General features: G+C 63.7%; 26 protein-coding genes. 12 read left to right on the top strand and 14 right to left on the bottom strand.

Going from position 1 to position 24,450, the window contains the following annotated elements:
* The first annotated feature begins 41 nt into the window (after window positions 1–41).
* A complete protein-coding gene (locus OCL88_RS16520; protein WP_264963203.1) occupies window positions 42–626 on the top strand; it encodes a MarR family winged helix-turn-helix transcriptional regulator in 585 nt (194 codons plus the stop codon).
* On the opposite strand, the gene OCL88_RS16515 is transcribed toward OCL88_RS16520, so the two are convergent.
* The 6 genes from OCL88_RS16515 to idi are packed head-to-tail and all read right to left on the bottom strand — an operon-like array spanning window position 621 to window position 6,468.
* Complete coding sequence (locus OCL88_RS16515; protein ID WP_264963202.1) at window positions 621–1,850, bottom strand: prenyltransferase; 1,230 nt, start codon at window positions 1,848–1,850, stop codon at window positions 621–623. The two genes, OCL88_RS16520 and OCL88_RS16515, sit on opposite strands and share 6 nt — an antisense overlap.
* Window positions 1,847–2,242, bottom strand: a complete 396-nt coding sequence (locus OCL88_RS16510) for a lycopene cyclase domain-containing protein (RefSeq protein WP_264963201.1) — start codon at window positions 2,240–2,242, stop codon at window positions 1,847–1,849. The genes OCL88_RS16515 and OCL88_RS16510 overlap by 4 nt, the downstream gene beginning before the upstream one ends.
* Window positions 2,242–3,915 carry a phytoene desaturase family protein gene (gene crtI / locus OCL88_RS16505; protein ID WP_264963200.1) on the bottom strand — a complete coding sequence of 558 codons (1,674 nt, stop codon included), beginning with the start codon at window positions 3,913–3,915 and terminating at the stop codon, window positions 2,242–2,244. Before crtI ends, OCL88_RS16510 begins: the two co-directional genes overlap by 1 nt.
* Window positions 3,912–4,817 carry a phytoene/squalene synthase family protein gene (locus OCL88_RS16500; RefSeq protein ID WP_021471217.1) on the bottom strand — a complete coding sequence of 302 codons (906 nt, stop codon included), beginning with the start codon at window positions 4,815–4,817 and terminating at the stop codon, window positions 3,912–3,914. Before OCL88_RS16500 ends, crtI begins: the two co-directional genes overlap by 4 nt.
* Window positions 4,814–5,923, bottom strand: coding sequence for a polyprenyl synthetase family protein (locus OCL88_RS16495; protein WP_264963199.1), 1,110 nt, complete (start codon window positions 5,921–5,923; stop codon window positions 4,814–4,816). Before OCL88_RS16495 ends, OCL88_RS16500 begins: the two co-directional genes overlap by 4 nt.
* A complete protein-coding gene (idi, locus tag OCL88_RS16490; protein ID WP_264963198.1) occupies window positions 5,920–6,468 on the bottom strand; it encodes an isopentenyl-diphosphate Delta-isomerase in 549 nt (182 codons plus the stop codon). Before idi ends, OCL88_RS16495 begins: the two co-directional genes overlap by 4 nt.
* 85 nt (window positions 6,469–6,553) lie before the next feature.
* On the opposite strand from idi, the gene OCL88_RS16485 reads away from it, so the two are divergent.
* On the top strand, window positions 6,554–7,117 hold the full coding sequence (locus OCL88_RS16485; protein WP_264963197.1) for a MarR family winged helix-turn-helix transcriptional regulator: 564 nt from the start codon (window positions 6,554–6,556) through the stop codon (window positions 7,115–7,117).
* 39 nt (window positions 7,118–7,156) lie between these two features.
* On the opposite strand, the gene OCL88_RS16480 is transcribed toward OCL88_RS16485, so the two are convergent.
* The 5 genes from OCL88_RS16480 to OCL88_RS16460 all read right to left on the bottom strand — a co-directional run bounded on the left by OCL88_RS16480 (window position 7,157) and on the right by OCL88_RS16460 (window position 11,628).
* Complete coding sequence (locus tag OCL88_RS16480) at window positions 7,157–7,975, bottom strand: CPBP family intramembrane glutamic endopeptidase (RefSeq protein ID WP_264963196.1); 819 nt, start codon at window positions 7,973–7,975, stop codon at window positions 7,157–7,159.
* 19 nt (window positions 7,976–7,994) lie between these two features.
* Window positions 7,995–8,747 (bottom strand): maleylpyruvate isomerase family mycothiol-dependent enzyme, encoded by a 753-nt coding sequence (locus OCL88_RS16475; RefSeq protein ID WP_264963195.1) that lies wholly within the window; start codon window positions 8,745–8,747, stop codon window positions 7,995–7,997.
* Window positions 8,747–9,580, bottom strand: a complete 834-nt coding sequence (locus OCL88_RS16470) for a fumarylacetoacetate hydrolase family protein (protein ID WP_264963194.1) — start codon at window positions 9,578–9,580, stop codon at window positions 8,747–8,749. The genes OCL88_RS16475 and OCL88_RS16470 overlap by 1 nt, the downstream gene beginning before the upstream one ends.
* Window positions 9,580–10,710 (bottom strand): cupin domain-containing protein, encoded by a 1,131-nt coding sequence (locus OCL88_RS16465; protein WP_264963193.1) that lies wholly within the window; start codon window positions 10,708–10,710, stop codon window positions 9,580–9,582. Before OCL88_RS16465 ends, OCL88_RS16470 begins: the two co-directional genes overlap by 1 nt.
* 93 nt (window positions 10,711–10,803) lie before the next feature.
* Window positions 10,804–11,628 carry an IclR family transcriptional regulator gene (locus OCL88_RS16460; protein WP_264963192.1) on the bottom strand — a complete coding sequence of 275 codons (825 nt, stop codon included), beginning with the start codon at window positions 11,626–11,628 and terminating at the stop codon, window positions 10,804–10,806.
* A 49-nt stretch (window positions 11,629–11,677) separates the two neighbouring features.
* On the opposite strand from OCL88_RS16460, the gene OCL88_RS16455 reads away from it, so the two are divergent.
* The 7 genes from OCL88_RS16455 (at window position 11,678) to OCL88_RS16425 (ending at window position 18,128) form a co-directional block, all read left to right on the top strand.
* A complete protein-coding gene (locus OCL88_RS16455) occupies window positions 11,678–12,943 on the top strand; it encodes an MFS transporter (RefSeq protein ID WP_264963191.1) in 1,266 nt (421 codons plus the stop codon).
* Window positions 12,936–14,192 (top strand): FAD-dependent oxidoreductase, encoded by a 1,257-nt coding sequence (locus OCL88_RS16450; RefSeq protein ID WP_264963190.1) that lies wholly within the window; start codon window positions 12,936–12,938, stop codon window positions 14,190–14,192. Before OCL88_RS16455 ends, OCL88_RS16450 begins: the two co-directional genes overlap by 8 nt.
* 190 nt (window positions 14,193–14,382) lie before the next feature.
* The gene (locus OCL88_RS16445; protein WP_201434049.1) at window positions 14,383–14,910 is read left to right on the top strand and encodes a helix-turn-helix domain-containing protein; all 528 of its coding nucleotides are present in this window, start codon (window positions 14,383–14,385) and stop codon (window positions 14,908–14,910) included.
* A gap of 13 nt (window positions 14,911–14,923) precedes the next feature.
* Window positions 14,924–15,502: a PIN domain-containing protein gene (locus OCL88_RS16440; RefSeq protein WP_264963189.1), complete on the top strand. Its 579-nt coding sequence runs from the start codon at window positions 14,924–14,926 to the stop codon at window positions 15,500–15,502.
* A gap of 165 nt (window positions 15,503–15,667) precedes the next feature.
* Window positions 15,668–16,120 (top strand): cupin domain-containing protein, encoded by a 453-nt coding sequence (locus OCL88_RS16435; protein ID WP_201434051.1) that lies wholly within the window; start codon window positions 15,668–15,670, stop codon window positions 16,118–16,120.
* A gap of 78 nt (window positions 16,121–16,198) precedes the next feature.
* Window positions 16,199–17,779: an acyl-CoA carboxylase subunit beta gene (locus tag OCL88_RS16430; protein WP_201434052.1), complete on the top strand. Its 1,581-nt coding sequence runs from the start codon at window positions 16,199–16,201 to the stop codon at window positions 17,777–17,779.
* Window positions 17,780–17,789: 10 nt separating this feature from the next.
* Entirely contained in the window at window positions 17,790–18,128 is a 339-nt protein-coding gene (locus OCL88_RS16425; RefSeq protein WP_264963188.1) for an EthD family reductase, read from the top strand.
* A gap of 102 nt (window positions 18,129–18,230) precedes the next feature.
* On the opposite strand, the gene OCL88_RS16420 is transcribed toward OCL88_RS16425, so the two are convergent.
* The 3 genes from OCL88_RS16420 to OCL88_RS16410 are packed head-to-tail and all read right to left on the bottom strand — an operon-like array spanning window position 18,231 to window position 21,168.
* Complete coding sequence (locus OCL88_RS16420; RefSeq protein ID WP_264963187.1) at window positions 18,231–19,265, bottom strand: MBL fold metallo-hydrolase; 1,035 nt, start codon at window positions 19,263–19,265, stop codon at window positions 18,231–18,233.
* Window positions 19,266–19,269: 4 nt separating this feature from the next.
* Complete coding sequence (locus OCL88_RS16415; RefSeq protein WP_264963186.1) at window positions 19,270–20,046, bottom strand: SDR family NAD(P)-dependent oxidoreductase; 777 nt, start codon at window positions 20,044–20,046, stop codon at window positions 19,270–19,272.
* A gap of 21 nt (window positions 20,047–20,067) precedes the next feature.
* Window positions 20,068–21,168: an alkene reductase gene (locus OCL88_RS16410; protein ID WP_264963185.1), complete on the bottom strand. Its 1,101-nt coding sequence runs from the start codon at window positions 21,166–21,168 to the stop codon at window positions 20,068–20,070.
* Between the two features lie 160 nt (window positions 21,169–21,328).
* On the opposite strand from OCL88_RS16410, the gene OCL88_RS16405 reads away from it, so the two are divergent.
* From OCL88_RS16405 to OCL88_RS16395, 3 genes are all read left to right on the top strand, one after another.
* The gene (locus tag OCL88_RS16405; RefSeq protein WP_264963184.1) at window positions 21,329–21,919 is read left to right on the top strand and encodes a TetR/AcrR family transcriptional regulator; all 591 of its coding nucleotides are present in this window, start codon (window positions 21,329–21,331) and stop codon (window positions 21,917–21,919) included.
* Window positions 21,920–22,065: 146 nt separating this feature from the next.
* Window positions 22,066–23,601, top strand: coding sequence for a class I adenylate-forming enzyme family protein (locus tag OCL88_RS16400; RefSeq protein WP_264963183.1), 1,536 nt, complete (start codon window positions 22,066–22,068; stop codon window positions 23,599–23,601).
* On the top strand, window positions 23,598–24,419 hold the full coding sequence (locus OCL88_RS16395) for a fumarylacetoacetate hydrolase family protein (RefSeq protein ID WP_264963182.1): 822 nt from the start codon (window positions 23,598–23,600) through the stop codon (window positions 24,417–24,419). The genes OCL88_RS16400 and OCL88_RS16395 overlap by 4 nt, the downstream gene beginning before the upstream one ends.
* Window positions 24,420–24,450 lie beyond the last annotated feature (31 nt).

Below are 24,450 nucleotides of genomic sequence, written 5' to 3'. Positions count from 1 at the left end.
GCTAGGGAAACGAGCTTTAAGCTGATCGAAGGAAATACGGGATGGGCGCGGATCACCACGCGAAGGGTTATTGGTACGGAAAAGACCCGGTGCAGAAGGAAATGGCCGTAGACGTCCTGAACGCCTTGCGGGACTACAGGGTGTCCGAGCAAGCCATGCGGCGCCGGACGCGTTCATCCATGCTGATGGGCGAAAAGGACCTGCTGGCCCTGCGGTACCTCTTCGAGGCCGAAGCCGATGGTCGCGTGATGAAACCAAAGGACCTGGGCGAGCGGCTCGGCATAACCTCCGCGTCCATGACCACCCTGATTGACCGCCTCGTGGAGTCCGGCCACATCCGCCGCGAACCGCACCCGACGGATCGGCGGGCACTGATCCTCCGGGCCACACCGGCTTCGGACCAGGAAGTCCGGCATACCCTGGGCGGCATGCACCGCCGAATGATGGACGTGGCAAGCGCGCTGAGCCCGGAGGAAGCTGCCGTGGTGACGGCTTTCCTGAGGGATATGCGCCAAGCCCTGGAAACAGTCGACGACGAGAACACAGCGGATGACCTGAACACAGTGGATGGCGCGACCGGTCACGGGGAAGCAGGTTCTGCAGCGGGGGATTCGCAGCCTTCATGACGTGAGGCTCCACTGGAGGATGAGGATCAGCGTCACCAGGAACCCCGAGCCGTAATTGAGCCAAATGAACCGCCGCCACGCCGCATTGGTGCGCGCCGCCGTCGTATCCGTCACGTTCCACCAGCGGGCGCAATTGACGATGTAGGGGATGGCGATCAGGGCCGCCAGCGGCCCGGGCCAGGGAGTGGCCAGCATGGCGAGCCCGGCAAGGAGCCACAGCACGACGGCGGTTCGCACGGTCCTGCGGGCACCGAAGACTGTGGCGATCGAAGCGATATCGGCCTGCCGGTCCGGTTCAATATCCTGCACGGCGCCGAACGCGTGGGCGGCCATGCCCCACATGAAGAAAGCTGCGAGCAGGATGACCAAGCCGGGCGTGACCGTGGCTCCGGCGATAGCCAGCCCCACCACTGCCGGGCTCACAAAGTGCGTGCTGGACGTGATGGAATCCAGTACGGGGCGTTCCTTGAACCTCAGCCCTGCCGCCGAGTAGGCAACCACCGCGAAGGCGCTCACCAGCAGCGGCAGCCACGAAGCCGGGCCGCCTGCAGCAGCGAGGACCACCAGGAACGGGACGTTGGTGACGGCCGCGAGCCACAGCATGGGCCGGTGCAGCCCCGGCGCAAGGAGGGCACCCTCGATCCCGCCTTTTCGTGGATTCTTCAGGTCCGAGGCGTAGTCGAAGACGTCATTGATGCCGTACATGGCCAGGTTGTAGGGAACCAGGAAGTAGAACGTGCCCACTATCAGGACCCAATCGACCTCGCGGGTGGTCAGCAGCATGGCCGCGGCGAACGGGTAGGCGGTGTTGATCCAGCTGATGGGCCGGGACGCGACGAAGGCCTGGGGGAGCAGCCCGGTGAGCCCGCCGGTGGAATCGGCTTTGGCGCCCGGGTGCTGCTTGATTGAGTTGCTTCCGTCCGGTGTTGGCCTGCGTCGTGTCATCCAAGCCCACAAGCCGGGAAGGGCCAACACGCCGGCCAGCGGATAGGCGAAGTCTTCAACAGGCGCCAGCCCGATGCTTGCACCAAGCAGGTGCTGGGAATCGTAGTGGAACAACTCCATGCCGATCATGACGGAGTCGAACAGCGCCGTGAGCACGGCCAAAGCCGCGAAGGCGATACCCGTGGCCTGCCAATGCCGGCGGCCGGCACCCCGGGCAAACGCGACTCCTGCCACCGCGGCAGCAGCCACGAAGGCGAGGGCGAGCCACAAGTACGTCATGCGTTCTCCCGTTCGCGCGCCGGCTTTCCGTGCGAAGAGCGTGCGGCTGCTGACACGCCGCCCTTTCGTTTCCGGTCCCCGGCCCGCGCCAGGAACTCCCGCGCGCCCGTAAAGAGGACCATGGTGCACAGGATAAGGAAGAGGAGGAACACGGGCTCTTCAAGGGGAAGCTCGGGGGCAAGCAGGATGCCGGTGGCAATGGCACTTTCTCCACGCAGGAAAATCCCAAGCCCGATTCCGGCAATGTCCCAAGCCAGGAAGAACACCAGGCCGACGGCGGTGGCCACCGTGGCCGCTTTGGCGTCATGCCAAAAGAAGAGCCGGAAACGGTGGTCCAGCAGCAGCATGCAAGCGATGCCGGCAAGAAGCGATGCGAGGTAGATGACTCCCATCAGCCCACCTTGCCTGAAACCCAGGCAGGATGCTGCACCCGGGTTGGTCCGGGGCTGTGATCGCCGCGGATCCTCTTGAGGACAAGCTCGGCGCTGATGAGGCACATGGGGACGCCGACGCCGGGAGCAGTGGTGGCACCGGCGTAATAGAGGCCGTTGACCTTCTTGGACGCGTTCTGGGCCCGGAACATGGCACTTTGGCCCAGTGTGTGGGCAGGGCCCAGCATGCCGCCGCGCCACGAGTTGTAGTCCCTGGCGAAGTCGGCGGGTCCTACGGTGTGCCGGACCACGATGCGCTCGCGGAGATCCGGGATGCCCGCCCAATCCGCGATTTGGTCAATTGCGGCATCAGCAATGCCCTCGATGAGTGCGTCTCCGCCCCCTTCTGCTCCGCCGGCACCCAGCGAGGGATCGGCGGGGATGGGGACGAGCACAAAGAGATTCTCGTGGTCCTTCGGGGCGACGCCGGGATCTGTTGCGCTGGGTTTGCACACATAGATGGACGCGGGGTCCGGGACGCGGGAAGGCCTGCCGAAAATGGCTGAGAAGTTGGCCTCCCAGTCGCGGGTGAAGAACAGCGAGTGGTGGGGCAACTCAGGGAGGTGGCCCTTTACGCCCAGCATCACCAGGACCGCTCCCGGCCCGCTGGTGCGCCGCTGCCACCAGGCGCGGGGGTAGCTGCGGTCCGGGATGTCCAGCAGTTTGGTTTCCGTGTGGTGCAGGTCGGCTCCGGAGACCACGATGTCCGCGACGCTGAAGTGTTCGCCGCCGTCGCTGTCACGCCATTTAACGCCGGTAACCTCGCGGGTTTTCCGGACCCGGAGCGGAGCGGGCCTTTGGAAATGTCCGCGCGGGGTGAACCGCTCCCGGGACTTGGGTGGGGCCTCGCGCGTGGTGATCTGGAGGACCTGCGCCTCGGTCCGGATGCGTACCCCGGCTTCGAGGGCGAGGGCCTCAAGGCGTTCCACCAAGTGCCAAAAACCACCCATGGGGTATTGGACGCCGTCACCGAGGTCCAAGGCGCTCATCAGGTGGTACATGGCGGGAGCATCGGCCGGGTTGGTCCCCAGGAAGACCGCGGGGTAGCCCAGCACCTGACGTAGCACCGGGTCCCTGAAGCGGTTTGCGATGAACTTCTCCAGCGGCATGGCCAGCAACTTGGCCAGCTCGGGGAGGCTCCGCACCACCTCGGGCTGCATCAAGGCCTTCAGCCTGGTGAAGGGGTTGTAGAGGAAGAACCGCTCCGCCATGTCCGAGGTGTTCCGGGCGGAGGCCAGGTACGTTGCCAGCTGCTTGGAACTGCCGGGCTCCACGCGTTCGAAGGTTTCCATGACCTTGTCACTGCCCAACGGAACCGTCAGCGGGACCGGACGGCCGCCGTCGTGCGGTTCGCTGAAGACGCGGTAGGCGGGGCTCAGCGTTCGCAGGTCAAGCTGTTCTTCGGTGCTGGTGCCCAGCAATTCGAAGAAATGGTCGAACACATTGGGCATCAGGTACCAGGAGGGGCCGGTATCGAAACGGAAACCGTCCCTCTCCAAGGTGCCTGCGCGGCCTCCGACACGGGGGAGCCGTTCGAGGAGCTGGACCTCGTGTCCTTCGCGGGCGAGGAGGGTCGCTGTGGCAAGGCCGGCGATGCCGCCGCCCACTACTACGGTCCTGGTGCTGCAAGTCATGCGCGGGGCTCCAACCACGTGGCGGCGACTGCGCGGGCAGCCAGGCCGGCTTTGAAGACGTCCGGAACACGGACGCGGGATTCGTAGAGTTCGGCGATGGACGTCCGCTCGAGCCGGCGGGTGAGCGCCGCAAAGAGGGCCAGGGCGCTCCTGACGGCGGCACGGGCGTCATGCGGCAACAGCGGGATGACGGCGTTGGCATCGGCCAGTTGGGCGTGGATGGTGCTGATCCACTCCATCCGGTCCCGGTCCTCGAGATGGTCCGCCGTGCCCAGGTAGCTCCTGCCGAGCCGGGCGGTGTCGTCGGAGAGGTCGCGGAGGAAGTTGATGTTTTGGAAGGCGGCCCCGAGCCTTCCCGCGCCGTACTCCAGTGCGGCGGCATCGGCGTCGTCGATTCTTTGGCCCCGCATGAAAACGCGCAGGCACATCAGGCCCACTACTTCTGCCGAGCCGTAGACATAGCCCTGGTGGGCTGCGGAGTCGAAGCGCAGCGGTGCAGCCGGGGCAGCATCCTGCCCGCCCAGGTCCGTGCGCATCGACGCGAAGAACGGATCCACCAGTGAAGCGTCGATGCCTGCTGCGCGGGCTGTCTGCGCGAAAGCGTGGATGATGAGGTCACTGCTGTAGCCAAGCTCCAGCGCACGGTGTGTTTCGTCCACGAAGTGGTCGAGCGCTTCGCTCTGCTGCCGTCGGCTCAGGCCCGCCTCCGCGGTAACTCCGTCCACGAGTTCATCGGCCACCCGCACCAACGCGTAAATGTTGCGTACGTGCTGCCGGTGGCGCGGGCCCAAGAGGCGGGTGGCCAGCCCAAAGGAAGTCGAGTAGGCGGAAATCACCTGGTTGGCCGCACGCTCGGCCGTGCGGGTGAACTGCGTAAAGGAAGTGTCGACGTCGACGCTCATGATTGCCGTCCTTCAAGCTGTGCTGCCAGGTCCAGCAGGACGTTGCGGACCTTGTCCGGGATGGGGTTGGTTGTGTCCGCGAGGACATCGTGAAACGCCCGCGTCTGTTGGTCGATGTGGCCTTGGACGAACGTTTCCGCGCCGCATTCGGAGAGCTGGCGGCGGACATTCTCGCCGTCCTGAGTGCAGAGATCGGGCCGGCCGAACCATGGCTCGATCTCCGCCCATGCGCTGGTTTTCCGGGCGTAGGCGATGATGGCGGTTTGCTTGCCTTCGCGGAGGTCGGAAAAGGGATCCTTGCCGTGCCGGCGCGGATCCCCGAAGGTCGAAAGGAAGTCGTCCTGGAGCTGGAAGGCCAGGCCCAGATGCCGTCCCGCCGTGGCAAGCGCGGACTCCACGGAAGGATCGACGCCGGCGAGGGTCGCCGCTGCCCGCAGGGGCAGCTCAAACGTGTACGTTGCCGTCTTGTAGCCGCACATGGTGAGGATGGTTTCGAGCTCCGGTGCGATGATGCCGTCACCGAGTCCCACGTCCAGTTGCTCGCCCGCCACGGTTTCGTTGATGGTGTGTTCCAGGAGGTCCAGGAGTCGGATGCGCAGCGGGTGGGAAAGGTCCACGCGGGCGAAAGCCTGGTGGGTAGCAGCGAGAAGCATGTCGCCCATGAGGATGCCACCGGTTTGTGCCCAGTGCAGGGCGCTGTCCGGACGGCCGACGTCGGGCCTTTGATCCATCGGCGGCAGTTGGCCAGCCTCGGCAAGGAGAGCTCCCACCAGGTTCGGGCGGCCGCGGCGGACGAGGTCGCCGTCGATCACATCGTCGTGGAGCAGGAACGCGTAGTGCAGCAGCTCGATCGCGGCTGCAATGCGGACGGCCGTGTTGCGGTCCCGGGCGTGTTCGTCGAAAGCGTCGTAGGTTTCCACGAGCAGCAACGGCCGCACGAATTTCCCACCGAGAATGTTCTCGCCGGCAATGTCCCAGAGTCGGCTGAACTCCGGCCCGTAGGCCCGTGCCGAGTTGGAACGCGCAGATATGAGGCCTGTCAGTTCGCCTTCGATGGCGGAACAGAGGTGTGAGCGGGTTCGGACGACGTTCGCCATGAGAGTCATGCCCTCGCTCCGGCCTGGAGGGCCCCGGACTTTATGAGCTGGGGGAACTGCATGGCAAGCCACGGGCTGAATGCGGAAGCGGAGTGCTCCAGCGCCCCGGACAACAGGTCCGGCGTCACCCAGACCCAGTCCGCGACTTCCGTGGGGTTGGGCTTCAGTTCACCGTGTATGAGGGCTGTGTAGACGGGGCAGATCTCGTTCTCGACAATGCCGAAGGGGTCCACTGCCCTGTAGCGGAAGTCGGGGAGCGCCATCTCAATCCGCGTCACGTCCGTGCCCAGTTCGAAGCGGGCCCTGCGCATCACGGCCTCTTCTTGTTCTTCCCCCGGGCCTGGGTGACCGCAGAAGCTGTTGGTCCAGATTCCGGGCCAGGCTTTCTTTTCGGGGGAGCGCCGCGTCAACAGGACCTCACCCGCGTGGTTCATCAGGTAGCAGGAGAAGGCCAAATGGAGCGGGGTTTCGGTCGTGTGGACCTCGGACTTGCGTGCCTCGCCGATGTGCCGCCCGGCGTCGTCTAGAAGGACCACCATCTCTACTGTGTTCATTCCTGAGCCTTCCTTCAACGCCGATAATTGCTAGACAAGCTAGAAAGAAGACTATCATGTAGGCAGATAGGTGTAACATACCCATATGCTTAAAAGGGAAGAAGTTGACGGCCAGCCCTCTTCCCGTCTCTATAACCTGGATGCCAACGATCCGTTGCATGAGCTTGTGGACCGGGAGGGGCTTAGCGAGGACGATCTGAGGCAGATCAACGAGCTGATGGCTGCCATGGGCAGGCTCAGCGAGGCCGAACAACGGTTATCCGAAGCTTCGCTCAAGTACATGCGTCTTAACGCCTCCGACATGCGGGCACTGCACTACCTCATTGTTTGTGCCAACAGTAATGTGCTGGCGACGCCCGGCGCCATAGCCGCGCACCTGCATATATCGACGGCGTCCACCACCAAATTGCTGGACCGCTTGGAGCGTGCCGGGCACATCACGCGGGAGCCGCACCCCTCCGACCGGCGGGCCCTGGCCATCTCCATCACCCCGGAAACGCATGCGGCGGCGATGCGGACTGTGGGGCGCCAGCACGCGCGGAAGTTCATTGCAGCGGCTCGGTTGACCCCCGCCGAAAGGCAAGTCGTGATGCGGTTCCTGGATGACATGGCCAAGGAGATCTCCTTGGAGAACACCAGCTGGGAGTAGTCCCTTCATCGCATCCAGTGCGCTATTGCTGCTGCGGGCTCAATAGATGAAGATCGGAAGCCAGTCGCGGTTGTGGGCATGCACCAGGGCAAGGAACAGCACAAAGTCGAAGATCAAATGCACTGACACCACGTAGGTGAAGGACTTGGTCAGCTTGAACGTGTAGCCCTGAAGCAGTGCGAAGGGGAAGGTCAGCAGCGGCCCCCAGGCCTGGTAGCCGATCTCCCAAAGGAATGACGTGAACACCACGGCCTGCAGCAGGTTCGCCAGCCAATCCGGAAAGTGCTGCCGCAACAGGGTGAATGTTGTGCAGATGAAGAACAGCTCGTCCCAGATTCCCACGGTGTTCACGCCAAGGAACAGCCGCCAGAAGATGGTGGGGTCCGAGGCGTCCGGCCAGTTCGTGTACACGCCCGTATTGATCAGGTAGGCGGGCAGGATGAAGTAGCCCAGTGCGACTACTCCCACCAAGTAGAGCTTTGCCGCGAGCGGCCACTTCCGGCCTGTATTGACGGGGAAGCGGATGACTTTTTCCCGGTAGAGGAAGCGCGAAACAAGCCACGGGACCAGTACTGCCAAAGCCAGGGCCCCGCCCATGAGGGCCATGTGTTCCAAGCTGAGGTCCGCGTTGAGCGGTACGAGGCTGATAATAACCACGCCCGCCGCCACCAAGGCCAGGTGCCGCAGGAGCTGACGATCAATGAATGCTGCCGTTATCAGGCTGAGGGCGAGCAGCGAGTAGCCCGTCGCGTCGTCGCGGATGGCAAACAACGGCACCGCGGAAGCGGAGAGAAGGGCCGCGGGCAGCAGTTTCCATGTGAGGGCTGTCCGCGGCGCCTCAGTCGAAAGGTTCGTCACCCCTTCAGGATGTCAGGTATCAGATCCACTTGGGCGCAACAGGCACCTCGCCGGCCGGTGCGGCCGGGCCGGCGGCGGCCACACCGCTGCTGCCGCGTCCGGCGGCCCATTCGACGACGGCGGGCAGGGGCCCGGTGACGATCGTAGGGTCGGCGGCGCTAGTGTCGCCGAACGTGAGGTCGGTGCCGCTCACCTTGATCAGCAGACCGGCGTCTGCTCCTCGCGTTCGCCAAGTGGACGTGATGTCCTTCAGGAGCCGTTCCAGCACAGGGGCCGGAATGTCCTTGAAAGTGGCGCCGTTGTCCAAGTCCACCGCGTGCATCCACACTTCACGGGTGCGCATCCAGGCCGTTTCCGAAGCCGGGACCGTGCGTCCTTGGGCGGTCCGCACCTCGTTGGACCAGTCGGCGTCGGGGAGATCGCGCCATTCCACCGAGAGGTGGACTGCGGAGTGGTCGAACAGGTTGCGCAGCGCGATGGGGGTGAGGGTGGAACCGAACTCGATCTCGTGGCTCCGTGCCTCGGGCGAGAAGTACATCGGCGTTTCCACGCCGGTTGCCGCCCATTCGATGAGGCGTGCGATGGCCCTCGCGTTGTAGCCCACGTGTGCCACAACATGGCGGCGCGTCCAGCCCGGAAGCCGGGTTCCGCCGTCGAGCTCTTCATCGGTGAGTTCGTTGAGCTTACGGGCGAAGAAAGCAGTGCCCCGCCGCGCCTGCAGGAGTTCTTCCTGCAGGCGCGGATTGGTGGTGAGGTCGTGGCGGGCGACCATCAGGCTTCCTTGACCACGCGGTTGTTCAGCTGGCCGAGGCCTTCGATGGTGGTGGTCAGCAGTTCGCCTTCCTGTAGGTAGCGCTTGGGCTCCTGCGCATGGCCCACGCCGCCCGGGGTGCCGGTGGCGATCACATCGCCGGGGTTGAGCGTGATGATGGTGGAGATGTAGGAGACCAGGAATTCCGGCGTGAACACGACGTCTTCGGTGGGCGTCTGCTGCTGGATTTCGCCGTCAACTGCAGTGGTCATGAGGCCGCCGGTGAACTCGTCCTTGGTGACCAGGGCGGGTCCGAACGGGGTGGAGTTTTCCCAGGTCTTGCCCTGCAGCCACTGAATGGTGCGGAACTGGTAGTCGCGCATGGAGACGTCGTTGAGGACGGCGTACCCGGCAATGTGGTCGGCGGCGTCGGCTTCGGAGATGCGCCGGCCCTTCTTGCCGATGATCACTGCGAGCTCGGACTCCCAGTCCACGGTGTCCGATTCCTGCGGCAGCGCGAGGTCGTCGTTGGGGCCGATCAACGATTCCTGGTACTTCGCGAACAGCGTAGGGTGTTCGGGGACCTCCCGGCCCATTTCCTTGATGTGGTTGCGGTAGTTGTGGCCGACGCAGATGATCTTCCCAGGTGCAGGCACGACGGCGGCAAGGTCGGCGCCGTCGAGGGCGTGCGTTGCGCCGTTGGCCGCCTCGGCTGTTTCTTCCCAGTTGGGGTCGGCCAAAAGTTCTCCGACGTCGGCGAAGCCGGGAATCTCTGTGAGGGTGTCCCCGTCCTGGCGGACGGCAAGGGTGCCCTTGCCGGTGGTGGCTTCGGTGCGGAGGGTGAGGAGTCTCATTACTTGTTGCGTCCTTCGGAGTAGCTGCGGTTGAAGTTCAGTCGTTCGTAGATGGGTGCGTCGCTGAAGCGGAAGAGGTCGAATTGGGTGTCGGCTTGCAGGGACCATTCCTGCCAGGACGGCACGACGAACAGGTCGCCCTTGGCCAGTTGCTTGGTTTCGCCGTTCAACACCACGCTGCCGGTGCCCTCGAAGACCTGCCACACGCTGGAACCGACTTCATGGAGCGGTTCAGTAGCGGCGCCTGCGCGGAGGCGGTGGAATTCTGCCCGGATGGTGGGCATGACGTCCCCGCCGGTGGTCGGGTTGGAGTAGCGGATGGCCGCATGGCCTTGCGAGACGGTGGCCGGGTGACCTTCGTCCTCGAGCAGCAGCTGTTCGCGCAGGGCGGCGTCCGTGTATTCCCAGCGGTAGGCGGCGATGGGAGAGTTGACGGTGTCCTGCAGCCCGGAGAGAGGGCGCAGTCCGGGGTGGGCCCAGAGACGCTCGGATCGGGAGATGTCCGGGGTGGCCTCGTCGGTAACCCGCTCGGTGCCGAATTCGAAGAACCCCGCGTCGGCGTAGTGCACGAACGGGATGTCCAAGCCGTCGATCCAGGCCATGGGCTGGTCGGTGTCATTGTGGTGGCCGTGGAAGTTCCAGCCCGGGGTCAGCAGGAAGTCGCCGCGGGACATCCGGACCGGGTCTCCGTTGACGACGGTCCACACGCCCTCGCCTTCCACAACAAACCGGAAGGCATTCTGCGAGTGGCGGTGCTCAGGTGCAGTTTCCCGGGCACCCAGGTACTGGATGGCCGCCCACAGCGTAGGTGTGGCGTAAGGCGTCCCGCCCAAGCCGGGGTTTGCCAGGGCGATGGCCCGGCGTTCGCCACCCCGGCCCACCGGGACAAGGTCTCCGGCCCGGGCGGCCAGCGGGTACAGGTCGTTCCAACGCCACACGTGCGGCACGGCCTTCGGGGACGGCACCATGGGCATCAGTTCGCCGATCTCGGTCCACAACGGGATCAGGTTCTCCGCGTCGAAGTCCTTGTAGAGCTGATCCAATTGAACCTGCTCTTCCGGAGTAGGTTCCGGGGCAACATGCGCGGCGGCGATTGATTCATGGGTCGTGTTCTCGGCGCTGATGGACACGAGGCCTCCTCGGTAGGTCGGAACGGAATGTGGCGTAGTTCGACACTAGGGAGGGTGGGTACGGTGAACCCATCAAATTCTGTAGAGCAGAATTTAGGAAACTTCCTCAACCGGGTTGGCTGCGATATCGATCTCCACTTGGCGGCACGATTCCCGCAGTTCGGCGACCAGGCCGGCGTCGAACACCTTACGGAACCGGGTGGATGGCGTGGCGACCGTCAGGGCCCCCACCACAGCCCCGGCCCTGTTGTGCAGCGCCATGCCCAGTGCGCTGACACCTTCTTCGGTGCCTTCGAAGTTGGCAGCGAAGCCGTTGTTGCGGATGCTCTCCAGCTCCCGCAGGAAGGGGCCGTAATCGGCCTCCGGGATGGTATCGCCGCCGATCCCGGCGTTGTGGCTGCGGAACAGCTGTCCGATCAGGGCAGGGTCAAGCTCCGCCAGCATGGCCTTGCCGCCGGAGGTCTTGTCCGCAGGCATGACTGTCCCTTGCCGGTCGCCTATGCGGAGCACGTTCCCGCCTTCCACGGTGGCCAGGAAGCGGACCTTCGTCCCCACCCGGACCATGAGGTTGACCGTCTCGTCCAGGCGGGCGGACAGCAGTTCCATGTGGGGTTGCGCGATACTGCACAGTTGGCGTGTCCAGCTGAGCCCGGCGGGCCCCACGCCCATGGCCGGCCCCGGTACGTAGCGGCGGTTTTCGTCCTGGACGGCGAAGCCCCGGTAAACGAGCATGGCCAGTAGACGGTGGGCCGTTGACGGTGCTACTCCGAGCTCTGCCGCAGCGTCCTTGAGCCGCAAAGTGCCAACATCGCGGAGAAGCTGCAGGAGTTGCAGCGCATTGTCCACGGCCTCGATGGAGTAGGTGGGCCGCTTTTGGACCGGCTTCCGGCTGCCCGGGCCCGGGATCTTATTCTGCACAACAGAATTGTATGGTGCATCGCTTCGTGTTCACCTGACAGTTGGTGCCATGAATCACACACTTCCCGCTGCAGAGTCGCAACGGCCGGCAACCGGAGCCTCACCGACGTTTTCCAGGCGCTCTGCCATGGCCGTCCTGGTCTGCTGGCTCCTTGTGGTTTTCGACGGGTACGACCTCATTGTCTACGGCACCGTCCAGTCCTCGCTGATCGCAGACACCACCTGGGGGCTCACCAAGGCCACGGCGGGGACCATCGGTTCCATGGCGTTCCTGGGCATGATGATCGGCGCCATCTTCGCCGGCCGGATGGCCGACTCGTGGGGGAGGCGCCGGACCATCCTGGGATGCGCAGTCGTCTTCTCCGTCTTCACCATTCTTTGCGCCTTCGCCCCGAACGCAGCCGTGTTTGGTGGCTTGAGGCTCCTCGCCGGAATCGGCCTCGGCGGACTCGTGCCGTCTGCCAACGCGCTGGTAGCCGAACTCGTTCCTGCGAAGTGGCGTTCAACGGTGGCCACCCTCATGATGTCCGGCGTGCCCATTGGCGGCTCGATCGCTGCATTGGTGGGCATCCCGTTGATTCCGGCCTTCGGCTGGCCGGCCATGTTCCTGATCGCTGTGATCGCCCTTGTGGTTGTGGTGCCGCTTGGCATCAAGTACATCCCCGAAACACTCAGCTCCACCAAGCCCATGGCCGCAGGCAAGGAGCCGATCGGCTTCTCCTCCCTCTTGCGCGCCCCCTACCTGGGCGTCAGCGTACTGTTTGCCGTGGCCACCATCGCCACGCTGTTCGCCTGGTACGGACTCGGCACGTGGTTGCCGAACCTCATGCAAATCGCAGGCTACAACCTCGGTTCGGCGCTCACCTTCGCCCTTGCGTTGAACCTAGGCGCGGTTGCCGGCTCAGTCATCACGGCTTGGGCGGGAACGCGCTTTGGACCGATTCCGACGGCGATAGCAGCGGCCGCCGTCGCCGCCGTCGGGCTTTTGGTCCTTTTGGCCGGGTCGCCGGTGTCGGTGGTCTACCTCGCACTGGTGCTGGCCGGCGTCGGTACCCACGGCACGCAGTGCCTGATCATCGCCGCCGTGGCCAGCCACTACCCGGACCATCTGCGCGGTACCGCGCTGGGCTGGGCGCTCGGAACCGGCCGGATCGGCGCGGTGGTGGCACCCCAGGTAGGCGGCCTCCTCCTGGCAGCCGGGCTGGGTGTCAACTCCAACTTCCTCACGTTCGCCGGGGCCGCCGCTGCAGCCGCAATGCTGCTGGCCGTCGTCGGTCTCACCATCAAAGCAAAACAAGGAGCAACAAATGACTGAGCACGCCAATTCCACCGAAGTCCTGGTAGTCGGAGGCGGTATGGCAGGGCTCGCGGGGGCCCTGGCCCTGCGCGAAAACGGCGCCAGCGTGACCCTCGTGGAACGTGCCCCGGAGTTCGGCGAAGTAGGGGCGGGGCTGCAGATGGCTCCGAACGCCTCCCGCGTGCTCAAGCGTTGGGGTCTCCTTGAGAAGGCGCTGGAAATCGGTGTGCAGCCGAAGCACCTGGTCTTCCGGGATGCCGTGACGGGCGAGGAGCTCACGAGGCAAAGCCTGAAGGGCGAGTTCGAGGAGCGCTACGGCGCGCCGTACGTCGTGATCCACCGCAGCGACCTGCACCGTGTGCTGCTCGAAGGATGCGAGGCTGCCGGCGTGAAGCTGGTCAACGATGTGCTGGTTGAAAGCGTCGAAACTGTTGGCGGCAAGGGAATCGTCCGGACCGCCTCCGGGGACAACTATGAGGCGGACGTCGTGATCGGCGCCGACGGGCTCAAGTCCATCCTGCGTCCCTTGGTGGCGCAGGATGAACCGGTTTCGTCGGCCTACGTCGCCTACCGCGGTACCGTTCCCATCACCCCGGACACTCCGGCCACGGACCTCGAAGACGTTGTGGTGTACCTCGGGCCGGACTGCCACCTGGTGCAGTACCCGCTGCGAAAGGGGGAACTGCTCAACACGGTGGCCGTGTTCAAGTCCCCGTCGTTCGAGAGCGGTGAGGAGCAGTACGGCGGCGTCGACGAACTCGAAGCCGCCTACAAGGACTGCATCCCGGCCGTCCAGGCCGCCCTGGCCAATCTGGGTACCGGCATCCGCTGGCCCATGTATGACCGCGACCCGATCGAAAACTGGGTCGCCGGGCGCATGGTCCTCATGGGCGACGCCGCACACCCGATGCTGCAGTACCTCGCGCAGGGTGCCTGCCAGGCGCTCGAAGACGCGGCAGTCTTGCAGGACGCCAGCGCGGGGACGGTCTTTACCGAGGAAGGAATCAACCCGGCAGGCTGGGACGAAGCGATCCGTGCCTTCAACTCAGCCCGTGCCGAGCGCACGGCCCGGGTGCAGCGCACAGCCCGCGTGTGGGGCGAATCGTGGCACGTCTCAGGCATTGGCCGCACCCTCCGCAACCTGCTTTTCAAGAGCCGCAAGGACAACGACTTCCAGTACAACGACTGGCTCTACGCCCAGGGCGTCCCCGGCAGCCCTACCGCGGAAGCGCCCAAGGTGGGCTCTGGCGAGAAGGTCCCGGCCTGACGCTTTAGCTCCATCGCGCCTTAGCCGCCTGCGCCGGACTCGTGTCTGCCGCAGGTGAAGTCTTGCAACCCGCCCATGACTTCGTTGCCACACTCGACCGCGTTGCCATGCGGAAGCTACGATAAGAAGAACGTAAACGAAAAAAACGAAAAACGACGAATCAGATACACAATCCAGAGAGTCTGCTGCCATGAGCACAAGTCCCGCCGCCGTCAAGGAAATCTTCTTCGCCCCCGAAGCTCCAAAAACGGGCAAGATTTACGACTTCATCGAGGCGCACGCTGAGCGGACTGGGGCTGCGCCGCGACCGCAGTTCTTCCTGTCAGGACCCACCGCCGGCGATCAGGTGGAGATTCCTTCTGAAATTTACGATGTGCTGGTCAGAGCTGTGGAGGCTATGCGTAAGGGACTGGCTGTCACAATCACTCCGAGTTCCATGACGCTTACTACACAACAGGCAGCAGAGCTCCTTGGCGTGACGCGCCCCACGCTCGTGAAACTTCTTGATGCAGGCAAAATTCCGTTTGAGAAACCTGCCACCCATCGGCGAGTCAGGCTCGAGGATGTTTTGGCTTTCAAGAACGAGAGAAAAGCGGAGCAGTACGCGGCATTAGCCTCACTTGGTGACATCGATGATGAAGACCCGGCGGTCCTTATTGAGGACCTAAAGTCTGCCCGGGCAGAAGCAGGCCGCAGGCGCCGAGCCCGGCAGAAGTGAAACGCTAAGGAGCATGTTCACCGCCCTTCTTGACAGTTGTGTCCTCTGGCCCAGCACTCAACGTGACTTTTTGCTGTCGCTGGCGTTTGAGGGGGCGTACCGTTTTGTCTTCAGCGAAGCCATCCTCGAAGAGGTTCAGATCAATGAAGAACGGAAACGCATCAAGCGGGGTGATTCAGAAAGGGATGCCGCGAAGAAAGGGCTTCACCTCGGTACTCAGTTGCGGCTTCACTTTCCGGATTCGATCGTGAGTAACTGGGAAGGGCTGGATGGGTCCTATGGATTGCCCGACCCCGACGATGAACACGTGCTGGCTGCGGCGGTGGTCGGTGGAGCCGGAAGTATCGTTACTGCTAACTTTCGAGACTTCCCAGCCGACAAGATCCCAAGTGGCATCCAGATTGTCAGTGCCCAAGAATTTACCTACGAGACAGTCTCCATGAGGCCGGACCTCGGTGTTTCGGCTATCCAAGCGATGGCCAACCGGTCCGGGATCAGGCATGGCGAGCAGTCAGTGATGGAGATTCTGGACACGCTTGACCGGCTGTACTGCCTGGAGGCGGCAACTTCCCTCATTCGAGAGCCTATATAGCCTTTGCTGCGGATCGCTCATGAAGAGCTGGTCTAACTTTCGTTGATACGTACAAACGTTCGTCTTGACCTCTTGGCGTCATCGCTGGATACTTACTAAAGGACGTTCGTTCCTCGCTTAGGGCGATCCGGAACGGGCACCGATTCGACTTCGAAAGGACCAGCGATGACTACAGACGTCGCCTTCGACATCAACAAGAACACCGACATCTTCCGCGTTCACCGGGCGGGCGAGCTGGAAGCTGCCCCGGGCCAGACGCAGAACGCCCGCCGCATCTCCGGCGTGAGCAAGGAAAACAGCCCGGTAGAGCGCCTTTGGTTCGGCAAGGTGTACACGGGCCCGGGCGAGATTTCAGGCGCCCACCACCATGGCGAGGCCAACACGGGCGGCTACGTGCTCAAGGGCCGCGGCTTCATCCGCTATGGCGAAGGCTACGGTGAGATTGTCTACCTCGAAGAAGGTGACTTTGTCTTCGTTCCGCCGTACATGCCGCACATCGAAGGCAATGCCAGCAAGACCGAGGAACTGGTCTGGATGACCACCCGCACCCCGGACAACATCGTTGTGAACCTTGAGGACCAGGAAATCGTTGACCTGGAGATCGACTACCGCTCTTAGCGGAGGAGACGAGCGGTCACGCGTTCCAATACGGATAACACCTAAGTATTTACCCTGCTGTTTCAACTGGAGGCCTGTATGAGCACCACCACGATCGCGGAAGCAGAGGCGTCGACGGCGACTGCCGAAGCCCCCACCGTGCACGAACTTCTCCAGGAGAAGCTCGAACAGTCGCGGCTGGGCGGTTCAGAGAAGAACCGCAAGAAGATCATCGAATCCGGCAAGCTGCTGGTGCGCGAGCGCCTCGCCCTGCTGTTTGATGACAACGAATACATCGAAGACGGCCTCCTGGCCCGCTTTGAAGACGGACTCCCGGGAGACGCCGTCGTCATCGCGTTCGGCCGGGTCGATGGCCGGCAGGTGTGCGTCATCGCCAATGACTACAGCGTCAAGGCAGGCACGTGGGGCAACCGTACCTTCGAGAAAATCACCGCCGCCCAGGAGAAATCCAACGCGGCGGGAATCCCGCTCGTTTACCTGTTCGATTCCGCCGGTGCGCGCATCGACGAGCAGTTCGAGAGTTTCGCCGGCCGCCATGCCTGGGGCAACATTTTCTACAATCAGGTCCAGATCTCCGGCCGCGTTCCGCAGGTGTGCGCACTGTTTGGCCCGTCCCCGGCCGGCTCGGCCTACGTCCCTGCCCTGTGCGATATGACCATCATGGTCCGCGGGCATGCCACGGCGTATCTGGGTTCGCCACGCCTGGCCGAAATGGTTACCGGGGAGAAGGTCACCTTGGAGGAGATGGGCGGCGCAGAAATGCACTGCAGCGTTTCCGGCCTGGGCGACGTCCTGGTGGAAGATGACGCAGAAGCCATCGCCGCCATCCGGGTGTGGCTCAGCTTCCTTCCAGCCAACTGGGAGCAGCCGGCGCCCCTTGCCCCGGCTCTGGAACCACGGCCGGGCCGCTCGCTGCAGGACATCGTCCCCCTGCGTGAGGCTGAGGTCTTCGACATGGAGGAGTTCGTTGAATCCCTGGTGGACGAGGGCAGCTGGTTCCCGTACAAGGAACTCTTCGCGCCGGAGATGCTGACCGGCTTCGCCCGGATCGGTGGACGGCCAGTGGGCTTGGTGGGAAACCAGCCGAAGCATATGGGCGGTTCGATTTTCCCCGATTCCTCTGACAAGGCCGCGCGGTTCATCTGGATCTGCAACGCCTACAACATCCCCATCATCTTCCTGGTGGATATTGCCGGGTACATGATCGGCTCGGCGGTGGAGCGCCAAGGCATCATCCGGCACGGCGCCAAGATGATCTTCGCTGTCTCCGAGTGCCGCGTCCCGCGCATCACGGTGCTGGTCCGCAAGGCCTACGGCGGCGGCTACCTGGCCATGTCCGGAGCCCCCATGAACCCGGACGCCGTCATTGCCCTGCCAACCGCGCGTCCCGCCTTGATGGGCCCTGATGCTGCTGTCAACGGCGTCTACTACAACCAGATCCACGAAATCGAGGATCCGGAAGAGCGCCGTAGGTTCATTGCCGAGAAGCAAGCGGAGTACGCCGAGGGCATCGACGTCTTCAAGATCGCCAATGCCAACGCCGTCGAGGCTGTTGTCCCTGCCAACGAGCTCCGTTCGGACCTGATGGTCCGCCTGGACCTCTACGGCCGCCGCAAGGCTGTGCCGGTAGAGCGCCGCCAGGCTGTCACACCGGCCTAAGGAGACGCGGATGATCAAGGTGGTTGCAGTCCTCAAAGCCAAGGTGGGCCTGAGCCGGGATGAGTTCCTGTACAAGTGGAACGTCGAGCATCCTGTCTTGGTCCGCAAGCTGCCCGGGCTCAGGCGCTACAGGCAGAACCCGGCGATCGAGCACCACAAAGAGTGGCCGTTCAATGGAATGGCTGAGCTCTGGTTCGATTCGGTGGCTGATGTGAAGGCGGCCTATGCGGGCGTGGAGGCGCAGGAGCTGTTCGAGCACGAGCATGAGTTCCTGGCTGACATGCAGTGGTTCCTGGCTGACGAGGTCGAGATCGACCTTGAGCCTGGTGAAGCGGCGCGGACACCGTAGTCCAAAGCGGGTGAATACCGAAAAAGCCAAAGGGCCGGATCCTTCAGGATCCGGCCCTTTGGCGTGGGCGGCACGTTCAAACAAATCCAAGCCGGGTGACGCCTATACGGCGAGTTCCGCCGTCGGGAGCCCGTCAACGCTGTGGTTCATGCCTGAGGTGCGGAGGTATTGCACGTGGGCCGCTGTTTCACTGAGGGCCAGCCGGAGCTGCAGATTCGTTAACGACTCGAAGCCGCGGGACCACGTGAGCCGCGATGCGACTGACCACACGGTGGGGTTCCTTTGTGCTTCCAGTTCCCGGACTACTTCTTCCGAGCGTTCCAAATTGAGCGACTTCAGTGCCAGCACGCGGTCACGGAGCCCCTTAAACCGGTATTCATGGGCCGGGAGGACCTCGAAGTGCGTGTCCGCAGCCAGGCGGTCGAGCGATTCCAGGCAACTGCGCAGGGGATCGGCGTCACCGCGGATTTCCAAGGAAACGTTGGGTGAGATGCGCGGCAGCACGTGGTCGCCGCTGAGGAAGACTTCCCGGCCCGCGTCGCGGAGGCAGATGTGCCCGGGCGTATGTCCGGGGGTCTCGACAACGGTAAGCGGCTCGCCGTGGATGGGAACCCGGTGGCCGTCGCCGAGGCGAAGATCGGGGTCCGCCAACTGCTTCAAGTGCATCAGCTTGTCCACATTCATGGCAGCTTCGTCCAGCCGCCCTTCGGGGACGCCCCAGGAGCGCATGCGCTCCCGGTCCGCTTCGCTTTCGACGGCGGGATCGTCAAAGTCAGAGATGTGGCGTTGCTCCGCTTGGCCGAGCGCAAGCCAGGCGCCGGAGTGCGTCCTGAGCCAGGAAGCCATTCCCAAGTGGTCAGTGTGGAAGTGCGTCGCAACAATGCCCGTCACGTCCGGGATGCCCGCGCCGGCTGCCCGCAGGCCCGCCTCCAGGTCCAACCGTCCTTGCGGGGAATCAAAGCCCGGATCGATGACCAGGCAGTCCGGACCGCTGATCACAAGATAGGACAGCGTGTACCGCATGGGGTTGCCCGGGAATTCCACGGGAATGGACCACAAGCCTTCGCCGAGGTTCTCAACAGGAGGTTGGACTTTGTTCAACCATGCCTCGCGCTGAAGCGTGCCGGTGATCTCCACGCGTTTAGCCCTGTGCGGGGTCGAAGAGCCGGAAGACCTGTGTGGCGCCGCCGTCGATCACCAGGTCCGCGCCGTTGATGCTCCGGGCATCATCGGTCAAAAGGAAGGCAATCAGTGCGCCGATCTCTTCGGGCTCCACGATCTTTCCAGTGGGTACCTTGTTGGGAACCTGGTCGCGCACTTCCTGGATCACCATGGGCGTGTCCACCACGCCGGGGCACACGGAATTGACAGTGATGCCCGTGCCCCAGAAATCCATCAGAAGGGAGCGCGTGAGGTTGGAGAGCCCGGCTTTGGAAGCGGCATAGCTCGGGTAGGGGTAGCCGGTTGTCCCGGCAATGGAGGAGACGTTGACGATCCGGCCCCAATTGGCCGCCAGCAGGTCTTCCGCGAAGGCCCTGATGAGCGCAAACGGTCCCACAAGGTTGATGTCGATTGCACGTGAGAAGGACTCGACCGTGTGGTCCAGAAGCATCTTGCGGTCCAGGATTCCTGCAGCGTTGACCAGGGCGTGGACCTCGCCAACTGTCTCCTTGACGGCGGTGCGCAACCGCTCGACGTCGTCCTCCCGGGTGACGTCCGCGGCGAACGCGTGGGCGGTGATTCCTTGGGCGCGGAGCTCGTCGACGGCGGCTTGGCAGCGTTCCAGGTCCAGGTCGACGCACACCAGTGTGTGACCCGCGTTCCCCAGTCGTTTGTTGATTCCGCGGCACATGCCGCCTGCGGCTCCCGTTATCAGCACATTGAGGCTGCGCTGGTTGGCGGTGTTTTGCTCGGACATGTTCTGGTCCCTCTCCGGATGTCAGTTGGCAGTTTGAAGTTCGGGATAGTCGGTGTACCCGGTAGCCCCGCCGCCGTAGAGGCCCTCGTGGCGAAGTTCGGCCAGCCCGGCACCCATGCGGATCCTGGCCGGCAGGTCCGGGTTGGAGATGAAGAGCCTGCCGAAGCCGACGAGGTCAGCGTCTCCGGCTCCTACGGCTGCTGCTGCGCTCCACGGCGTGTGCCCGCCGGTGACGATCACGGGGCCGTCAAAGAGTGCGCCCAATTCAGCGCTGGTGATGGGTTCTGCGTGGTCGGCGCTGTCGATGGCTCCTGCGATCCCCGGCTCCACCAGATGAAGGTAGGCGAGCCCGCGCGGGCTGATGCTGCGGACCAGGGCGGAGTAGAGGCCTCGTTTGTCCGGATCGAAGGCATCCATCCACGTCGACGATGGCGAGATGCGCACGCCGATCCTGTGGGCAGGCACGAACGAACTGACGGCGTCGATGACCTCGTTGAGGAAACGCAACCGGTTCTCCACCGATCCGCCGTACTGGTCAGTCCGCTGGTTTGAGCTCGAGTTGAGGAACTGGTCGAAGAGATAGCCGTTGGCCGCGTGCAGTTCCACGCCGTCGAAGCCGGCAGCCATGGCGTTGCGCGCTGCCACGGCAAACTGCTCCACGATGTCCTTGATTCCGTCGAGGCTGAGTTCACGCGGTTCTTCAAAGGGCACCCGTCCCTGCGGACTCCTGTACTGCCAGCCGGTGATGGCGATGGCTGATGGCGCCCAGGGCCTGCCGCCGTCGGGCTGCACTGAGGAGTGCGCTTGCCGGCCAACGTGCCATAACTGTGCGTAAACCGCGGCTCCGCGGGACTTTGCGGCTTCAACCACGGGCCTCCAGCCCCGCACTTGTTGCTCCGAGTAGAGCCCGGGCACCCTCGCATAGGAAGCACCTTGGGGCGAAACTACTGTGCCCTCGCTGATGACCAGCCCGGCACCTGAGCGTTGACGGTAGTACTCCGCCATGAGGGGTGTGGGTACGCCGTCCTTACCCGCCCGGCTTCGTGTCAGGGGCGGAAGGACGAGGCGGTTGGGCAGCGTCTGGCCGCCAAGGTCCATTGGCTGGAAAAGCTGATCGAACAAGACACACCTCGGATCGAAAGGAGTACGATCGTTCGTACGTACACGATTCAGTGAACGAGGTTATGGCGGGAAAGTCAACATGCGCGCCCGCCTGTCCCCCGCCGTAACAGCACGTGGTGGACAAGTGGAATACCGGCGCATCACGGAAGAGGTGGCAAGAATGACGGAGCTTGTGGAGCGGAGCAGCGCCGAAGTAATTCGGGCCGAGGCCGCCAAGTTGTTTTTCGAGCGCGGGTATGACGCCACCAGCCTGCGTCAGGTTGCCGCCGCGTCCGGCCTTCGGGTGGGGAGCCTGTACAACCACATCGACAGCAAGGAGCACCTGCTGCTCCAGATCATGGGCGGCGTCATGGATGACCTGATGGGATCCATGCGGCTGGCGGTCGACTTCGACGGCGATGCTGTCGCCAGGCTCCGCGCGGCACTTGCGGCCCACCTGAGGTTCCATGCCGAGCGTGCGCAGGAAGTCTTCATTGGCAACGCGGAACTGCGGTCCCTTTCCGAAGAGGCGCGGGACGTGGTGATCGCCAAGCGTCACGAGTATGAGCTGTTGCTGCAGGACCTGATCGAGGAGGCCGGGCGCGCAGGCCTGGCTGATGTCGTGGACGCGCGCCTCCACGTCTATAGCTTTGTTGCCCAAGCTACGCACATTGCGGGCTGGTTCAAGCCCGGCGGCCGCATGTCGTTGGATGAAATCGTGGAGATCTATACCCGGCTTGCCCTCCGCGAACTCAGGGTGGCGGCTGCCTGAGCCTGCGGATCTCCCAAATTCCCCTGCGTAATTTCCCTGTGGCACATTGCACAAACGTTCGTTCGGACGTACGCTTGTTCGTATTGAAGGAGTTGCCAGTGTCGGCACCTTCCTGACAGCAGATTTTTGGTTCCGGAGAGGCAACGATGCGAACTATTGGAGACTGGATCCGGCTGAACAGCCGACGCAACCCCGCCAGGGAAGCGTTTGTCGGCGTCGACGGCAGAGTCACCTTCGGCGAAGCTGCCGAGAGGGCGTGGCAGTTGGCCAGGGGACTGCGGGATGCGGGCATCGTCCACGGCTCAGGCGTTGGAGTGCTGGCCGGAAATTCGGTATTCAACGCTGAAGCTTTCTTCGGCGTTGCAGCTGCCGGCGGCGTATACATCGCCTATAACTGGCGGTGGGCCCCCGCCGAGCTCGCCGCCGGCATTCAGGAGACGGAAGCCAAAGTCATCCTCGCGGAGGAGGCACACCTTCCGCTCCTCGAAGAGGCGTTGGAGATCCTCGCCGAAGGCGATAAGGAACTGCCACTGGTGGTTCGGCAGGGACGTGAAATCGAGGCGCTTCGCGTTGGGACCGGCCCCATCGACGATGTGGCCACGCCCGAGTCGGCACTCTGCATCATTTACACCGGCGGCAGCACCGGAACCCCGAAGGGTGTGGTGTTGTCCCACCGCTCCGCCATGGCGAATGCCATCAATGAAATGTACGACTGTGGAGTCGGCAGCCGGGACAACGAACGCGGACTGATCGTCACTCCCTTGTTCCATTCCGCGGCCCTGCTGTGCTGGCTCGTGCCGCACTTCATCGCTGGTGCCACAAGCGTCATTGCGGAGAAGTTCACCGACGAGACTGTGGTGGACCTCGTGGGCCGGGAATCGATCACCAACACGTTCATGATCCCCAACATGATGCGGAAACTCATGGACACGGGCGTCCTGTCAGACCCGGCCATCCGCAAGAACCTGAAGGCCGTGCACACCGGCGCCGGTTTGCTCCGTATGCCGGACAAGCAACTCTTCACCGAGATGCTTCCCGGGGCGGAGCTCTACTTCCGCTACGGCCTCACAGAAGCGGGCCCCATGGTCACCAGGCTCAAGCCCTCGGACATGCTGGACCCAGCCGTGGACGGCTCGATCGGCACGGAGTATTTCCTGGTGGAAGCCCAGTTGCAGGATCCGTCGGGCCAGGAAGTGGCTCCGGGAGAACTTGGTGAGATCTGCGTGCGCGGGCCGAGCGTCATGACCGGCTACTACGGCCGTCCGGATGCCACGGCCGAGGCGATGCTGGGTGGGTGGCTGCACACGGGGGACCTCGCAACCCGCGATGAACGAGGCTATTTCTACTTCCGCGACCGCCTTAAGGAAATGATCAAGACAGGCGGGGAGAACGTGTACTCAGCAGAGATCGAGCAGATCCTGCACATGCACCCCTCTGTCCTGGAGGCCGTCGTCGTCGGTGTTCCCGATCCCAAGTGGGACGAGGAGGTTCGTGCCGTGGTGGTGCTTCGGAGCGGGGTCAGCGTCGATGCGGCAGAGCTTTCGACGTTCCTGCGCCAGCACCTGGCCGGCTACAAGATCCCCAAAAAGATGGTGTTCATGCGGCCGGAGGAACTACCCCGGTCCGCAGCAGGAAAACTGGTGAAGAGCCAGCTCAAAGTGAATCTGGGATGGAACGCATGAAACTGGCCACGATCCGCACCGAAGACGGAACAAAGGCGGCGGTGCTCGACGGCGGCAAACTGGTTCCGCTGGACTTCACCGACGTCGGGGCCTGGCTAAGGGCCGGAGCCCCGGAATGGTCGGGACTGGCTGCGGGCTCACCCGTCAGCGCGGACGAGGCCGACTTCGCGCCAGTCATCACCGAACCGCGAAAGATCATCTGCGTCGGGCTGAACTACCGGGACCACATCCTCGAGATGGGCCGGGAACTGCCCGAACACCCCACCCTCTTTGCCAAGTTTGCCGATGCGCTGATCGGAGCGCGTGACGATCTCGTGCTCCCGCCCGGCTCTTCCAGCGTCGACTGGGAAGCGGAATTGGCCGTCGTTGTGGGTAAAACCGTCAGCCGCGCCGACGAGACCGAGGCGAGGAACGCCGTCGCCGGCTTTTCGGTAGCCAACGACGTCAGTGCCCGTGACTTCCAGCGCCGCACGCCGGAATGGCTCCAGGGCAAGACGTTCGACCAAACCACGCCCCTTGGCCCCTACTTTGTGACCGCTGACGAAACCGGACCCGAGCCCGACCTCGACATCAGCTGCTCCGTGGACGGCGTCACCAAACAGCACTCCCGGACGTCGGAACTGGTCTTCGGACCCGTGGCGCTCATTCAGTACATCTCGGCCATCACCACGCTGCGGGCCGGAGACGTCATCCTCACCGGCACTCCCGGCGGGGTTGGAGACGGAATGAACCCCAAGGAGTTCCTTGAGGCTGGATCCGTCCTTGAAACGACCATCAACACCCTTGGTTCCGCGAGCAACCGCTGCATCCTTCGCTGACGCCGGCGACTTTACACACGACAAGGAAACA

The sequence above is a fragment of the Paenarthrobacter sp. PAE-2 genome (assembly GCF_026013155.1).
GTDB classification, from domain to species: Bacteria; Actinomycetota; Actinomycetes; order Actinomycetales; family Micrococcaceae; genus Arthrobacter; species Arthrobacter ureafaciens.
The sequence above is the reverse complement of the archived record's forward strand: the minus strand, read 5'-3'. Positions and strand labels throughout refer to the sequence as shown.